The organism is Nitrospirillum pindoramense, from assembly GCF_007827955.1.
GTDB lineage: Bacteria > Pseudomonadota > Alphaproteobacteria > Azospirillales > Azospirillaceae > Nitrospirillum > Nitrospirillum amazonense_B.
On record NZ_VITR01000004.1, the window covers coordinates 16825 to 30903 of the forward strand.

Here is a 14079-nt window from a genome sequence, read left to right on the forward strand (position 1 = left end):
GCGTGATCCTCTTTATCGGTCGGTTTCTTGGGGGTCGGTTTTTCGGGGGGCGGCTTCAGGGGGCGTCAGCAGGGCCGCGACCTGGCGCAGCAGCGCCAGCCGTTCGGCATCGTCGCCGTGGCGCAGGCGCTCGCTCAGGTCCAGCACGGTGCGGGCGTACAGGTTGTGCCAATCCTCATCCGGCACGGTGAGCAGGCGCGGCTGGGCGGCGGGGACGCGCTCCGCCTTGCCGGGCCGCAGCACGATGGTCTCATCCAGCGCCGGCTGGTGGATGGGAACCGCCAGGCCGCTGGCGGCCAGGGCGTCCGCCAGCGCTTGCCGGGGCGCGGTTTCGCCATGCATCAGGGCGACGCCGCCCCGGATGGGGCCCCGCGCCGCCAGCCAGGCCAGCAGCTCCGCCTGGTCGGCATGGCCGGAATAGCTGTCCAGGGTGCGGATGCGGGCGCGCACCTCCACCTCCTCGCCATGGATGCGGACGGGGCTGCGGCCCTGGACCAGCAGGCGGCCCAGCGTGCCCGGCGCCTGGTAGCCCACGAACAGCACCGTGGCGTTGCGTTGCCACAGATGGTTCTTCAGGTGGTGGCGGATGCGGCCGGCATCACACATGCCGCTGGCCGCCATGATGATGGCGCCGCCGCCCAGCCGGTTCAGGCGTTTGCTGCCCTCCACCTCGGTGATGGGGTGGAAGTAGGGGCGGTCGAAGGGGTTGGCCACGCCGGCGTGGTTGATGTCGGGCAGGTGCCGGCGGAAGACGTCCGTCACGTTCACGGCCAGCGGGCTGTCCAGGAAGATGTCGGTGCGCGGCAGCGTGCCGTCGTCGATCAACTGGTTCAGGTCATAGAGCAACTCCTGCGTCCGCTCCACGGCGAAGACCGGGATCAGCAGGACCCCGCCGGATTTCAGGGCCTCCGCCACCTCGGCGCCCAGTTGGCGCCGGCGCTCCTGGTTGTCGACCGGCGGGCGCACCGTGGCGCCGTAGGTGGATTCGCAGAAGACCCAGTCGGCACCGGCCGGCCCTTCCGGCAGACCGTGGAACGGCTTGTCCCCGGGGCCCAGGTCGCCGGAGAACAGCAGGGTCTGCTCACCGCCGTCGCCCGCGACCCTCACCTCCACCGAGGCGGAGCCCAGCAGGTGGCCCGCGTCCCAGAAGCGGATCTTCGCCCCCGGCATCACATCGATCCAGGTGCCGTAGTCCGCCGGCTCCAACTGGTCCAGGCAGGCCTCCGCGTCCTTGCGGGTGTAGATGGGCTGCACCTCCGCCCGGCCGCGCTGCCGGTTGCGGTGGTTCAGGTGCTGGACCTCGCTTTCCTGGATGAAGCCGCTGTCGGGCAGCATGAAGGTCAGCAGGTCGCGGGTGCCGCTGGTGCAATGGATGCGCCCCTTGAAGCCCTGGCGGCACAGCTTGGGCACCAGGCCGCTATGGTCGATATGGGCGTGTGTCAGCACCAGGGCCGCCGGCTCGCGCGGGTCGAAGGGGAAGTCGCGGTAGTTCAGCTCCTTCACCGTCTTGGGCCCCTGGAACAGGCCACAGTCGATCAGCAGGGTGCCGCCGTCATGGCGGATCAGGGTGCAGGAGCCGGTGACGGTACCGGCGGCGCCGTGGAAGGTGACGCTGGGGATCATAGGGACGGGCCCTTCGCAGGATCAGGAGTCTTGGAACGCTGAGGACGTGTCGGCGGCATGCGGTCGCGCCACCTTCAGGCCATGGGCCAGCAGGGCGCGCCATATCCCCTCGGCATCGTCGGCGAAGCTGAACAGTTCAAGATCGGCGGCGGCAATCATGCCGGTCTTGGCCAGCAGGCCGAAGTCAAGGACACGCGTCCAGTAGGCCTTGTCCATCAGCACCACCGGAATGGGGGCGGACTTGCCGGTCTGGCGCAGGGTCAGGATCTCGAACATCTCATCCAGGGTGCCGAACCCGCCGGGAAAGATGACCAGCCCCGCCGCCCGCATGGCGAAGTGCAGCTTGCGCATGGCGAAGTAATGGAATTGGAAGGTCAGTTCCGGCGTGGTGTAGGGGTTGGGTTCCTGTTCATGCGGTAGGGCGATGTTGAAGCCGATGCTGGGCGCGCCCACCTCCCACGCGCCACGGTTGACGGCCGCCATAAGGCCGCCGCCCCCGCCGGTGGCGATGACATTGTCGCGGTAGCCCCCCGGCCAGCCGTCCAGCGCACCCCCCCGCTCCGACGCCAGCCGGCCGAAGGCCAGGGCCTCGGCATACCAGCGGGTGGATTGGGGGAACTCCGCCACGCGCGCCGCCTCCTCCGCCGTGGCCGCGGCGTCGGCGGGCCGCACCCGGGCGCTGCCGAAGGTCACCAGGGTGGACCGCACGCCCCAATCCCGCAGCCGCTCCTCCGCCTTCTCATACTCCAGCATCAGGCGGGTGCCGCGCATGCTGTCGCTCAGGATGAATTTATGGTCCAAGGCCGGCAGGCGATAGGAGGACGAATTGCGCTGGGCCTGGTTACTGGGGGCCTGGCCGCTGGGGTCGGGGATCTGCTGGGTGGACATGGTGTAATGTGTCCTTGTCAGGCCCGGTAGGGGAGGGCGCGTCGGCGCCGCTCCCCCATCCGTTCATGACCCAACCATTAACCATCCCGGCGGTTGGCAAAATGATTCACCTCAATCCCCGGTTACTGGACCCCTGGTTACCGCGGCCTCCTGACGCCACGGGTCGGGCCGCCGTCAGGGGCTGATCACCACCTTCAGGGCCCGCGTGTCGGCAGCGTGGCCGAAGGTGTCATAGGCCGACAGGATGCCGTCCAGGGTGAAGCGGTGGGTGATCAGCACGCTGGGGTCCAGCTTCCGCGACTGCACAGTCTTCAACAGCATCGGTGTGCTGACGGTGTCCACCAGCCGGGTGGTGATGGCGATGTTCTGGGCCCACAGGCGGTCCAGGTGCAGGTCGGCCTTATGGCCGTGGACACCGACATTGGCGATGGTGCCCCCCGGGGCCACCAGGTCCTGGCACAGTTCGAAGGTGGCGGGGATGCCCACCGCCTCGATCACGGTGTCGACGCCGGCGCCTTCGGTCCAGGATTTCACCGCCTCCACCGCGTTGGTGGCCGCGCTGTTCACGGTGCGGGTGGCGCCGAAGCGGCGTGCCACCTCCAGCCGGTTGTCGTCGACGTCGATCATGATGATCTCCGCCGGGCTGTAGAACTGGGCCGTCAGCAGGGCCGCCAGGCCGATGGGGCCGGAGCCGACGATGGCCACGGTCGCGCCCGGCGCCACCTTGCCGTTCAGCACCCCGCATTCAAAGCCGGTGGGCAGGATGTCGCTCAGCATGGCCAGCGCCTCCTCATCCGCGCCCTCGGGTATGGGGTACAGGCTGGTGGCGGCATGGGGGATGCGGACATATTCCGCCTGGGTGCCGTCGATGACGTTGCCCAGGATCCAGCCGCCGGTGCGGCAGTGGGAATACATGCCGCGGCGGCAATAGTCGCAGGTGCCGCAGGCGGTGATGCAGGAGATCAGCACGCGGTCGCCCGGCTTGAACATGGTGACGCCCGGGCCCACGGCGTCGATCACGCCCACGCCCTCATGGCCCAGGATGCGGCCCGGCAGGCAGGTGGGCACGTCGCCCTTAAGGATGTGCAGGTCGGTGCCGCAGATGGTGGTCTTGGTGATGCGGACGATGGCGTCACCGGGATCCTTGATCTCCGGCTTCGGCCGCTGCTCCAGCGCCTTGCGGCCGGGGCCTTGATAGACAAGCGCCTTCATGGGTGGTCTCCTATCAAGTATGGGGTCAGGAATAGGGGGGCGGGGGCGCCCCTCCTCAATGGGCCAGCAGGGCCGGGATGGGCGTCTTGGTCAGGATGTCGCGGGTGACGCCGCCCAGGGCCCATTCCCGCAGGCGGGAACGGCCGTAGGCCCCCGCCACGATCAGGCCGGCATTCAACAGCTCGGCCTCGTTGAACAGTCCGGCGGAGATGTTGTCCCATTTGCCCAGCCGCCGGATTTCCGTGGTCACGCCATGGTGGGACAGGTAGCGGGCCAGATTCTCGGCGGAGTGGTCGCGGTGGCCCTCCGCCGCCCGCCGGGCATCGGCCCCGGTTTCCACCACGGCGATGGCGACACGGCTGGCCCGGCGCAGGAAAGGCAGGGCCTGGGCCACTGCATTGGCCGACTCCCGGCTATTTTTCCAGGCGATCAGGACCGTATCCAGCGGCTGCAGCCTCAACGGGTCCTCCTCCGGAATGACGTATACGCCCCGGCCGGACCCGAACAGCGCCGCCTCCACCACATCGCTGGCGCGGTTTGGTTCGGCGACACGGTAAGGGGTGCGGACAACCAGCAGATCGGCCATGCGCGCCTGATCGGCGATCAGGCCGCCGACCTCGGCCGCCACGCGATCGAACCGGCACAGCTCATGACGGCAGGACAGGGCGTCCAGCCGCTGCGCCAGCGCCTGCTCGGTCAGCCGGCATTGCGCCTGGCACTCCCGCAAATGGTCGGCCAGGGCGCCGCGGGTGACGCTGTAGTGCGCGATGCTTTCCGGTGGATCGGGCAGGATGGTGAGGTACAGGCCCCGGACATGGGCCTGATGCGCCACCGCCAGGCGGTCGGCATGCAGGATGCGGCTTTCGTCGTCGGCGCCGCCATCCAAGTGGACAAGGATTTCTTTGATCATGGTGCCGGCCCTCATATGGGGTGCGGCCTGTTCATGCCCGAGGGGCACGATGCCGGGTCGCCAGCCGTTTGGACAGTCGCCCAAACGGCGTCTTAGGGCATTGACCCAGGTCAACCTTGTCCGGCGGGCTGTCGGCGCCGTTGTTTCAGCTTGGGCCGGGCTTCTTGCGGCGTGGCATCGATTGCCAGCGGTTGGTGTTCGGGCGATGGGGTGAGGGCGGGGCGGCCAGGCAAGCATAGAGGCGTTGTCGGGCCTCATCCGACAGGTCGGCTTCCTTCAGATGCCGGACCTCCGGTGGCTTGGGCGTCTCCGGGGCTGGCCCCGGATCGTTTCCGCCGGGAGTGTTCCCGTCCTTCGCCTGGTCTACCGGGGGCTTTTCCAAAGGGGTCTCCCACAAATGGCATTGAGAGTGGACGAGGCGGGCGTCAGGCGGACGCGGGCGTCCGCACCGCTTCCAACTGGCTTTCGCGCACAACCCGTTCCTGGCCGTCCTGGTCGACCTTGATCCGGTACTGGGGGTCCCGTCCCGCCGCCGGCAATTGCCGGGTGACGCTGACGGTGGGGCCGGCGGGGCGGGTTTCGCCGGGGGCCGGATGCAGAACGACGCTTTGGCCGATGGCGAATTTATGAGGATACATCGCGGTTCTCCGAAAAAGGTGGTTCATGGTCAGCCGGGTGGCCGCCGTTTCAGGGATGGAACTCCCCCCATATCGCCGCGTAGTGGCAGCCCGCCGCCGCCAGCACCATCAGGTGCCAGATGACGTTGTGATACCGTACCCGTTCCATCAGATAGGCCCCGACGCCCACGGTGTAGATCACCGCGCCGATGCCGATCAGGAGGGCGGTGTCGGGGGGTAACCGCCCCGCCAGCGCTGGTATGAAGGGCAGTCCGATCCACCCCAGCCCGAGATAGAGGGCCAGGCCCATGCGCTCGTACTGGCGCGGCGCCGACAGTTTCAGCAGGGCGCCGGCCAGGGCGATGGCCCAGACCAGGGTCAGGGCCAGGGCGGCACGGTTGGACGGCAGGTGCATCAGAAGGGGGGTATAGGTTCCTGCGATGGCCAGGAAGATGCCGACATGGTCCAGACGGCGCAGCCATTCCTTGCGCGAACGCCGCAGGGTCAGATTATAGGCGGCGGAGAACGTAAGCATCGCCGCCATGGCCAGGGTGTAGACCGCCAGCCCCAAGGCGCTGTCGGTGGCGTTGGGACCCGCGGGCAGGGCGATGAGCCGGACGCCGGCGATAAGCGCCGCCGTAACCCCCACGACATGCACGACGGCGTCGGCCCGGTACTCCCCGCTGCTGTAACGCGGGGTGGAACGCGCGGCGGTCGCAACGGTCATCGCACGCTCCTTGAGGGAATGGCCTTGAATGGGTGAGCGGGGGCCGGGCGAATGGCCTGGCCCCCCGTCCACAGCTCAGCGCCGGCGCGGCGCTGGCCTATGCAGGGGAACGGTGCCGGGCCGTTCATCCTTGTGGCGAAAGACGATCCGCCCCTTGGTCAGGTCATAGGGGGTCATCTCGACGGTGACCCGGTCGCCGGCCAGAGAGCGGATGCGGCTTTTGCGCATGCGTCCGGCGGTGTAGGCGATGATCGAATGGCCGTTTTCCAACATGACCCGGAAGCGGCCATCGGGCAGCGCCTCATCGATCTTACCCTCGAACTCGAGGTATTCTTCCTTGGCCATCGCGGCCTCCCGTTAGAGCGGGGCGCGATCAGGGGGAATCATCTGATCGTACAAGTCCGCTCCATCATGAACAGGTTAGGGTCAGGACGCGATCTGATCGCATCCTGTTTCAAGCTGAAAAAAAAGCGACGGCATGGAGGCCATGCCGTCGCTCTTCAAAAGCCGAAACCACGAGCCTCAAGCGGCGCGCAGGTTCTCCGCCGACGACTTGCCCTTGCGGGGGTCGCGGACGATCTCGAAGCTCACCTTCTGGCCTTCAGACAGGTTGCCCATGCCCGAGCGCTCAACGGCGGAAATGTGGACGAACACGTCGGCGGTGCCATCCTCGGGCTGAATGAAGCCAAAGCCCTTGGTGCTGTTAAACCACTTCACGGTACCGATAGACATGAGATATCTCCTGGGGTTTTCCCGATCGGAGCTGCCCGGCGCGGGAGTGCGGCACGGGCGCCAAAATCACGACAGGGAAGGCCGGCATCTGCCGGTCAGTAGCCCAGCAGCAACATCGACTTCCCCAACATGAGCCTCGGGGCTGCATATTGCAAGCCCCGTCTGGCACGGCGCCGGCGCAACGCTGGGACGCCATCGGACACGCCCCCTTTGGGGGCGGAGATGGCGGACTTTCGTGCCCCTTCTCTTTTTCCGGGAACTTTTACGTCCACCCTGATGTTTCCGTCACTTTCCGAGGTAGACCCAGGTCGGCCGGAACCGTCCGCGCCGTCATGCCTCGTTTCACGCTTTGGGCTCCACGCTTGGGCTCAAGCCCGCTCGGCTTGGGCAGCGACCGTTTATGAAGGCACGGGTGGGGGGGCAGGAGTGACCACAATGAATATGCCGATGCACGACTTGGTGGAGAAAATCTCCACCGGCAACCCCGGGCTCGACGTCATCTTGAGCGGCGGGTTGCCACCCCGGCGGCTCTACTTGCTGGAAGGAATGCCGGGGTCCGGCAAGACGACGCTGGCGCTTGAGTTCTTGGGTGCCGGCGCGGCGGCCGGGGAAAGGACGCTTTACATAACGCTGTCGGAAACGCGGGAGGAGTTGGCGGTGGTCGCCGCCTCCCACGGCTGGAGCATCGAGGACTTCGACGTTTTCGAGCTGAGCGCCGTGGACGCGGTGCTGGGCGACGGGCGCCAGCAATCCATCCTGCATCCGCCCTCGTCCGGTCGCTGGAGGATCTGCTGCGCCGGACCATCCTTGAGACGATAGAGCTGCGCGTCATCGAGGCGCCGGACCTGCCCCATGCCGTGGCCGACGCCAACCAGCTGGAAAACGCCCTCCTTAACCTGGTGATCAATGCGCGGGACGCCATGCCCCAGGGTGGGCAACTGACCTTGGAGATGAAGGCCGTTCACCTGGACGATGCCTACATCGCCACCCGGCCGGAGGTGGCCGTGGGCCGGTATGTCGTGATCACCGTTTCCGACACCGGCGTGGGCATGTCGGCGGAGCTGATCGAAAAGGCGTTCGAGCCGTTCTTCACGACCAAGCCGGTTGGCCAGGGCACCGGCCTGGGCCTGTCCATGGTGTATGGCTTCGCCCGGCAGTGCGGCGGGCAGGTCCGCATCCACAGCCAGCCGGGGGTGGGCACGGCCGTATCGCTTTACCTCCGGGCGGTCGAGCCGCCGCCGGTGGAGGAGGCCGCGCCCCCGGCGGCGACGCCCTGCGAGTGCAGGGGGCAGCGCGTGCTGGTGGTGGAGGACGACACATCCGTCCGCTTGTTGATCCGGGACGTTCTGGAGGAACTGTCCTATGAGGTGGAGGAGGCGGGCGAGGCCGCCGCCGCCCTGGCCATCCTGACATCCGACCGGCCCATCAGCCTGTTGGTGTCCGACGTCGGCTTGCCTGGCATCAACGGCCGGCAACTGGCGGAGATCGCGCGGGAGCACCGGCCCGGCCTGCCAGTGCTGTTCGTGACCGGCTACGCCGAGAACGCCGCCATCCGGGCCGGTTTCCTGGGAACCAACATGGACATGATCACCAAGCCCTTCACCCTGGACGTCCTCGCCGCGAAGGTGTCGGAAATGATGGAACGCTCCAGCCCCACCTGATCAGGAGCGGACCGTGGTGCCTCGCAAGGGGGGCACGTGTGGCCGCCATGGGAAAAGAGGGGGTGGGAATTAACGGGATGGCGGTCAACCGGGCCGGGTTGCCAATGCGATCAGCCGCCGCCCACTGAAGCCCTGTGCGTCACCGCCCCAGCCGTCCAGCAACGCGATGTCGGCGAACCCAGCCACCTCCAGGTGGAAGGCAAGCTCCTGGGGGAACAGCAGGCGCAGCGATTCCGCCGGGTCCTTGCGCACCGCGTGGCCCTTGCGCCGCCAGGTCACTTGCTCCGTCATCGTCTGGGCGCGCAAATCCAGGCCATGGCGGATGGTGGCGACGGCCTCCTCCCCCTCCCGGTTGAAGGTGTGGCGGCTGAGACGCCGGAAGGGCTGGGCGCCGGTGAAGGCGATGGCGTTGACCACGTCCACGACCAGCCGTCCACCCGGCCGCAGGTGGTCGTGGAAGTTCCGCAACGTCTGCGCCACCTGGCGGTTGGTCAGGTTGTAGGAAAAGGTGGTGCCCAGGCAGATCAGCAGGTCGGACGCGCGTGACAGCTGGAAGGTCCGCATGTCTCCGACGTGGTACTCCCCTGCCGGATCCTTGGTTCGGGCGGTATCGATGAAGCGGGCGTTGATGTCCACGCCGATGGGGGCCATGCCGGCCTCGCGCAACGCGCGGCAGGTCATGCCGGTGGCGCAGCCGACGTCCAGCACGGCGGGTCCCGCCTTCTGCGCCTGCGCCTCGATAAAGCGCAGGCGCTCCACCGGCATCTTGAAGACCACGTCCCAGAGTTCGGGAGTCTCGGCAAGCAAGGTCATGGCGTCACCGCGACGGGAAGGGCGCTGGCGATGGACCACCCGGGGCGATCGCCGCCGAAGACCGACAGCGGGATGGTTAGCAGGCCGTGACGTTCCAGCAGCGCCGGTGCCGTGCCCTCCACGGGGATGAGGTAGCCTTGGCCGGGCGGATGGGCGGTGACGCCGGCCGCGGCCAACTGGCCGGCGACCGCCGCCCGCCGCTCCGCCAGCCCCTGGCGCAGCCGCTCCGGCAGGCCGTCATGGTCGGTCATGAGCGCTCGGGCGCGGAACAGGTCGGCTTGTGACGGCGGGTCTTGGCGAAAATCCTCGGCATGGCTGGCGAAGTCGCCTTCCGGCACGATGGCGACACCGAAGACCTGCGCGGTCAGCCAGCCCTTGGACAGGGAGTCGAGATAGATCGCCTGTCCTGTCGCCATAAGGTCCAGGACAGCTGGCGCCAGCGGCCCGCCGAAGGAATAGACCCCGTCCAGCAGCAGGCGCCGCGATGACGCCCCGGCCAGCCAGTCGCGGCCGACGCGCGCCTCCGCCGTTGTCCAGTCCCGCCCCTGCAGTTTAAGGGGGGCCGGCAGCAGCACGATATCCGCCCCGATGGCCTCTGCCGTTTGGAAGACCGCCGCCGCGTCGAAAGCCGGGAAGATGCCGCGGCGGGTCGCCGGCAGCCCCGCCGCGGCCGCGATGCGCCCGTAGACCGGGTAGACGTCCCCGGGCAGCAGGAGCTGGCGCCCTTGTTCGGCATAGCGGCGCAGAAGCAGGCCCAGGGCGTGGCGCACCCCCCGGCACACCAGCGTCTCCCGCGCTCCATCGGCGGGCAGGCCCCGCACCGTCCGCCACAGCTGCGCCATATGGCAGCGATGCACGGTGGGGAAGGCGTCGGGCACCTCTACCGGGGGCCGCAGGAGGGTGAAGGCCTCGGCGATACGGGTTTCGGTCAGGCGAAGAACATCGGGGCGGTCGGCGGCGGCCTGCCGCTCCCAGGCGAGGAACTCCATGAAATCCATCAGGCAGTCTCCAAGGCCGGCGTCCCAACCGGCGCCTCCATGATGCTGGCGCGGTCTTCCAATGAGGCGTAACAGCGCCCATCCGCCATGACGTTCCAGCTGCGGGCGATGCCGTTGGCCCGTTCCCAGAACAGGCTGGGCTCGGTATAGGCGGCCACGCGCAGGGGCCGGTCATCCACCATGCCCTGATAGACCGGCGCCCCCCAGGGCAGGCGCAGGGCCACGGGCCAACCCCGTTTCTGCGCCCAGTCGTGCACCAGCGACAGCGGCGCCTGATGCGCCTCACACCACCGGTTGGCATCATGGTTGTGGTAGACGGACTCGACGCTGGTGGAAACATACAGTTCCTTGAAGCACACCTCGTCCACGCCTGCGGCCGCCGCCCAGCGGACATAACTCTCGATATCCGAAACGGAAGCCACGCCGCCCTGTTGCAGCACGCACACCAGGCGCAGGCGCAAACCCGCCAGGGCGCCGCGGTGCGCGCCTATCGTCGCCAGCAGGGCCGGCGTCGCCGTCTCCAGCCCCATGAGGGTGACATTGGCGGCTTCGTCCCAATGGTGGCGGGAGACGGCCAGCACGGTCAAGCCGGCCTGATGCAGGGCCGTCAACTCTCCGACGGCCGTGTGCCGGTCCATGCGTGCCCAGCGCACGCCGTTGGTGATCAGCACCACGGTGCCGAAACGGCGGTGGCAGCGGGCCACCAGGTCCCGCAGGTAGGGCTGCGGCCACAGCGTCGGCTCTCCACCGCCGGTGATCACGGCGCGTTCGGCGCCGCTTAGCCGGGCGCGCTCGATCCAGTGGTCCATCAGGGGCCAGTCTGGCTTGCCGCCGGGCTGATCGGCGGAGACGGAGGCCGTCGAGAAGCAGAAGGGACATGCCGCCTGGCAACCGCGCGCCACCGGCAGGAAGGAGAGGGAGCGCGGCCGCAGGGCGCTGAAGGGTGTGAACAGCGGCCCTTGCAGACGCAAGGACGCCGCCATGGTTTCCTCCAGGCTCTGCCGGCTCTCCAGGCCCCCGTCCCGGTCCGGGGTCCAGGTTTCCGCCACGGGCAGGTCGGCGGATGGCCAGATCATACCAAGGCCGTTGCGCAGGTTGGGACGCAGCAGCGCGGGGTCCAGAATGGATTTCAGCACCAGCGGGCGGTCGCCGGGTATGCCCAGCCGTCGCACCAGCCGTTCGGCCTTGGCCATCCCGATGGGCAGCCGGTCCGGTGGTAACACGTAGAATTCCCCCGGGTAGGTGCTCTCGGGGATTTGCCCTTTCCGATAGAGGCGCTGGTACTTGTCGAAGGCGCGCGCGAAGTTCGACAGCGCGGTCACGTGGTACAAGGGAGGCAAGGCGTTCTCGCGTCGCAGGAAAACCCGGTCGGTCATAGAACTATGGCGCGCGTCCCATCTGGCGAGGGGGGCATGCGGAACGGCGATGACAAATGTGCCGCACCCGTGTCCGCTTCCCTGGCGCGATAGAGGGCCGGGATGGCCGTCGACGACGCGCCGAAAATATTCACGGATGGGACGGTCGGGCGCGGCCAAAGAAAAACCCCCGGAACCTTGCGGTTCCGGGGGCTCTATTGGCTCCCAGGGAGGGACTCGAACCCCCGACCCGGTGGTTAACAGCCACCTGCTCTACCGGCTGAGCTACCTGGGATCAGCGCGCCTGCTTCGTTTTCGTTTGACCGATCAGTCAGCGGCGCTGCGGTGGGCGGTGATATAGCAAAGCGTTTTTGGGATTGGAACCCCTTTGTTTGGGAAAATCGAAAAAAATGTGACGCCCCCCTCGCCAATCCGGCGAGCGCGGCTGGAATAGCCACGAAAACAGGGGCTTGTGGCTCTTGGCTGAGGACGGACGTGATGACGGGGCGCGCGATGGGGGTGAATACCCGGGCGGATTCCCCTATCTAGGGGGATACCGCGCCGCATGAGGAACCTGTCCATGTCGAAGTCCGAGCCCCCCAACAGCCAGAGGAATCCCTGGACGGTGCTGTCGCGGGAGGTGCGGTACCAGAACCCTTGGCTGCGGGTCGTGCATCATGAGGTCCTGCGCCCGAATGGCAGTCCCGGTATCTTCGGCACGGTGGAATTGACCACCGTGGCGGTGGGGGTGCTGCCGGTGGCCGCCAATGGCGACACCTGGCTGATTGGCCAGTGGCGTTTCGGCGCCGGCCGCTACAGTTGGGAAATCGTGGAGGGGGGCATTCCCCAAGCTGGCCCCAAGGCGCTCATGCCCCTGGCCGGGGCCGCCGAGGAATTGCGCGAGGAAGCAGGCCTGAGCGCGGGCTGCTGGCTGGAAATCCAGCGCATGGACATGTCCAACAGCATCAGCAATGAGCACGCCCACCTTTACCTGGCCTGGGATCTGGCCGAGGTGCCGGTCGCGCCTGACGACACGGAACAACTCACCATCCGCCGTCTGCCTTTGCGCGCGGTGCTGGACATGGTGCTGTCAGGCGAAATCGCCGACGCGATGACCATCGCCGCCGTGCTCCGGGTTCGCCTCATGCATCTGGAGGGTACCCTACCGCCGGATGTGGCGCCCCTGGTGGCCGCCGGATTCGACGCGTAGCCGGGTCAGGCCACAACAGGCGAGGGCCGGCCGGGACGGCACACGACACTTATATATATGGGAGATATTCAGGGATTTGGAGGCACGGCCGGGAATCGAACCCGGATTCACGGATTTGCAGTCCGTTGCATCACCATTCTGCCACCGCGCCATCCACGAGAACCAACCGGAGGAGCCGTCGGGCGGCGCCTGCGGTCAGGGCAGGGCGCCTCTATAGCGTCGCCCGCCGGGGCGGTCAAGCGTGCTGGCATCGCTTTCTGACGTTTCGGTGACGGATGGGCGCGAAGGCCGCACCACCATCCCTGGCCGGCCTTTCCGCCGCAGGCCGCAATTGTCATCGGGCGGCGGGGGGGATATATACCGATCCTGGTTTTTCAAGCATGTGCGGGCGCACCGGCCCGCCTGTGCCCCTACTTCGTCCGCATCGTTTCCAGCAGATCGGTATATCCCATGGCCGCCGACTACTCCGCCGCCCGCGTCAACATGATCGAGGGCCAGATTCGCCCCAACAAGGTCACCGACCCCTTCGTGGTGGAGGCCTTCCTGGCCATCCCGCGCGAGCGCTTCGTGCCGGAGGCGCTGGCCGGCGTCGCCTATGTCGACGAGGATGTGCCGGTGTCGCCCGGCCGCTACCTGATGGAACCGATGGTGCTGGCCCGTCTGGTGCAGGAATTGGCCCTGAGCCGCGCCGACAAGGTCCTGGCCGTTGGCGTCGCCACCGGCTATGCCGCCGCCGTCATGGCGGAGATGGCGGGCTCGGTGGTGGCGCTGGAAAGCGACGGCGCGCTGGTCGAGGCCGCGCGCAAGGCGCTGGCCGGTGTCGCCGGCGTGACCGTGGTCCAGGGCGATCTGGCCGCCGGCCATGCCGCCAAGGCCCCCTACGGCGCCATTCTGATCGATGGCTCCGTGTCCGAGGTTCCGGCCAGCCTGCTGGACCAGTTGGCGGAAGGCGGTCGCCTGGTGGCCGTTGTCATCAATGCCGCCGGCCTGGGCGAGGCGCGCTATTACCGCAAGGTGGGCGGCGTGGTTTCGCACCGCGTCATGTTCGATGCCGCCGTTCGCCCGCTGCCGGGCTTCGAGCGCCGCGCCGAGTTCGTGTTTTAATGCTGGTCGCGGGGACGGTGGCCGGGTTGCCGCCGTCCCCGCGGCTTTTGATGCGCTTCCGGATGGTGCCAGGTGGCCGGATTTTCGTGGGGCGCCTGGAACATGGCCTTAAGTGGACCTATGCGGGTTCACCGGACGTGTTAAAGAATATTTTATGGGGCGCTTTGGCGCCGATGGGGATTCGGGGCCACGCTCTGCCACGCAACCGTGTGGAGGGTCACACAACCGT

The 14079-nt window shown here is 67.7% G+C and carries 15 protein-coding genes and 2 tRNA genes; 4 read left to right on the plus strand and 13 right to left on the minus strand.

All coding sequences use genetic code 11. The features are described 5' to 3' along the window. Positions 1–12: 12 nt before the first annotated feature. From FBZ90_RS07290 to FBZ90_RS07325, 8 genes are all read right to left on the minus strand, one after another. Entirely contained in the window at positions 13–1623 is a 1611-nt protein-coding gene (locus FBZ90_RS07290) for an MBL fold metallo-hydrolase (protein ID WP_145730533.1), read from the minus strand. A 21-nt stretch (positions 1624–1644) separates the two neighbouring features. Beyond that, a complete protein-coding gene (locus FBZ90_RS07295; protein ID WP_145730535.1) occupies positions 1645–2511 on the minus strand; it encodes an LOG family protein in 867 nt (288 codons plus the stop codon). A gap of 174 nt (positions 2512–2685) precedes the next feature. Beyond that, positions 2686–3723: a zinc-dependent alcohol dehydrogenase family protein gene (locus FBZ90_RS07300; RefSeq protein ID WP_145730537.1), complete on the minus strand. Its 1038-nt coding sequence runs from the start codon at positions 3721–3723 to the stop codon at positions 2686–2688. A gap of 55 nt (positions 3724–3778) precedes the next feature. Next, positions 3779–4633, minus strand: coding sequence for a universal stress protein (locus FBZ90_RS07305; RefSeq protein WP_145730539.1), 855 nt, complete (start codon positions 4631–4633; stop codon positions 3779–3781). Between the two features lie 425 nt (positions 4634–5058). Next, positions 5059–5271 carry a hypothetical protein gene (locus FBZ90_RS07310; protein WP_145730541.1) on the minus strand — a complete coding sequence of 71 codons (213 nt, stop codon included), beginning with the start codon at positions 5269–5271 and terminating at the stop codon, positions 5059–5061. A gap of 49 nt (positions 5272–5320) precedes the next feature. Continuing rightward, positions 5321–5977, minus strand: a complete 657-nt coding sequence (trhA, locus tag FBZ90_RS07315) for a PAQR family membrane homeostasis protein TrhA (protein ID WP_145730543.1) — start codon at positions 5975–5977, stop codon at positions 5321–5323. Between the two features lie 75 nt (positions 5978–6052). Beyond that, a complete protein-coding gene (gene infA / locus FBZ90_RS07320; protein ID WP_145730545.1) occupies positions 6053–6322 on the minus strand; it encodes a translation initiation factor IF-1 in 270 nt (89 codons plus the stop codon). A gap of 177 nt (positions 6323–6499) precedes the next feature. Beyond that, the gene (locus FBZ90_RS07325) at positions 6500–6709 is read right to left on the minus strand and encodes a cold-shock protein (protein WP_145730547.1); all 210 of its coding nucleotides are present in this window, start codon (positions 6707–6709) and stop codon (positions 6500–6502) included. 435 nt (positions 6710–7144) lie between these two features. Between FBZ90_RS07325 and FBZ90_RS07330 the strand changes: the two genes are divergently transcribed. Both FBZ90_RS07330 and FBZ90_RS07335 read left to right on the plus strand, forming a co-directional pair. Next, positions 7145–7528 carry an ATPase domain-containing protein gene (locus FBZ90_RS07330; protein ID WP_211101939.1) on the plus strand — a complete coding sequence of 128 codons (384 nt, stop codon included), beginning with the start codon at positions 7145–7147 and terminating at the stop codon, positions 7526–7528. 38 nt (positions 7529–7566) lie between these two features. Beyond that, on the plus strand, positions 7567–8370 hold the full coding sequence (locus FBZ90_RS07335) for an ATP-binding protein (protein ID WP_211101940.1): 804 nt from the start codon (positions 7567–7569) through the stop codon (positions 8368–8370). Between the two features lie 84 nt (positions 8371–8454). On the opposite strand, the gene FBZ90_RS07340 is transcribed toward FBZ90_RS07335, so the two are convergent. From FBZ90_RS07340 to FBZ90_RS07355, 4 genes are all read right to left on the minus strand, one after another. Beyond that, positions 8455–9183 carry a class I SAM-dependent methyltransferase gene (locus FBZ90_RS07340; protein ID WP_145730551.1) on the minus strand — a complete coding sequence of 243 codons (729 nt, stop codon included), beginning with the start codon at positions 9181–9183 and terminating at the stop codon, positions 8455–8457. Further along, positions 9180–10181, minus strand: coding sequence for a PLP-dependent aminotransferase family protein (locus FBZ90_RS07345; protein WP_145730554.1), 1002 nt, complete (start codon positions 10179–10181; stop codon positions 9180–9182). Before FBZ90_RS07345 ends, FBZ90_RS07340 begins: the two co-directional genes overlap by 4 nt. Then, on the minus strand, positions 10181–11557 hold the full coding sequence (locus tag FBZ90_RS07350) for a radical SAM protein (RefSeq protein WP_145730555.1): 1377 nt from the start codon (positions 11555–11557) through the stop codon (positions 10181–10183). The genes FBZ90_RS07345 and FBZ90_RS07350 overlap by 1 nt, the downstream gene beginning before the upstream one ends. Before the next feature lie 198 nt (positions 11558–11755). Then, positions 11756–11831, minus strand: a tRNA-Asn gene (locus FBZ90_RS07355). Between the two features lie 285 nt (positions 11832–12116). Between FBZ90_RS07355 and FBZ90_RS07360 the strand changes: the two genes are divergently transcribed. Then, positions 12117–12746, plus strand: coding sequence for an NUDIX hydrolase (locus tag FBZ90_RS07360; protein WP_246130207.1), 630 nt, complete (start codon positions 12117–12119; stop codon positions 12744–12746). A gap of 77 nt (positions 12747–12823) precedes the next feature. Here the strand turns inward: FBZ90_RS07360 and FBZ90_RS07365 are convergent. Continuing rightward, positions 12824–12897: transfer RNA gene (locus FBZ90_RS07365), tRNA-Cys, on the minus strand. Positions 12898–13196: 299 nt separating this feature from the next. Between FBZ90_RS07365 and FBZ90_RS07370 the strand changes: the two genes are divergently transcribed. Continuing rightward, positions 13197–13850 (plus strand): protein-L-isoaspartate O-methyltransferase family protein, encoded by a 654-nt coding sequence (locus tag FBZ90_RS07370; protein WP_145730559.1) that lies wholly within the window; start codon positions 13197–13199, stop codon positions 13848–13850. Positions 13851–14079 lie beyond the last annotated feature (229 nt).

Coding starts and splice junctions, on each gene's coding strand:
- FBZ90_RS07290 (WP_145730533.1), bottom strand. CDS start 1,623: ATGATCCCCAGCGTCACCTTCCACGGCGCCGCCGGTACCGTCACCGGC.
- FBZ90_RS07295 (WP_145730535.1), bottom strand. CDS start 2,511: ATGTCCACCCAGCAGATCCCCGACCCCAGCGGCCAGGCCCCCAGTAAC.
- FBZ90_RS07300 (WP_145730537.1), bottom strand. CDS start 3,723: ATGAAGGCGCTTGTCTATCAAGGCCCCGGCCGCAAGGCGCTGGAGCAG.
- FBZ90_RS07305 (WP_145730539.1), bottom strand. CDS start 4,633: ATGATCAAAGAAATCCTTGTCCACTTGGATGGCGGCGCCGACGACGAA.
- FBZ90_RS07310 (WP_145730541.1), bottom strand. CDS start 5,271: ATGTATCCTCATAAATTCGCCATCGGCCAAAGCGTCGTTCTGCATCCG.
- trhA (WP_145730543.1), bottom strand. CDS start 5,977: ATGACCGTTGCGACCGCCGCGCGTTCCACCCCGCGTTACAGCAGCGGG.
- infA (WP_145730545.1), bottom strand. CDS start 6,322: ATGGCCAAGGAAGAATACCTCGAGTTCGAGGGTAAGATCGATGAGGCG.
- FBZ90_RS07325 (WP_145730547.1), bottom strand. CDS start 6,709: ATGTCTATCGGTACCGTGAAGTGGTTTAACAGCACCAAGGGCTTTGGC.
- FBZ90_RS07330 (WP_211101939.1), top strand. CDS start 7,145: ATGAATATGCCGATGCACGACTTGGTGGAGAAAATCTCCACCGGCAAC.
- FBZ90_RS07340 (WP_145730551.1), bottom strand. CDS start 9,183: ATGACCTTGCTTGCCGAGACTCCCGAACTCTGGGACGTGGTCTTCAAG.
- FBZ90_RS07345 (WP_145730554.1), bottom strand. CDS start 10,181: ATGGATTTCATGGAGTTCCTCGCCTGGGAGCGGCAGGCCGCCGCCGAC.
- FBZ90_RS07350 (WP_145730555.1), bottom strand. CDS start 11,557: ATGACCGACCGGGTTTTCCTGCGACGCGAGAACGCCTTGCCTCCCTTG.
- FBZ90_RS07360 (WP_246130207.1), top strand. CDS start 12,117: ATGTCGAAGTCCGAGCCCCCCAACAGCCAGAGGAATCCCTGGACGGTG.
- FBZ90_RS07370 (WP_145730559.1), top strand. CDS start 13,197: ATGGCCGCCGACTACTCCGCCGCCCGCGTCAACATGATCGAGGGCCAG.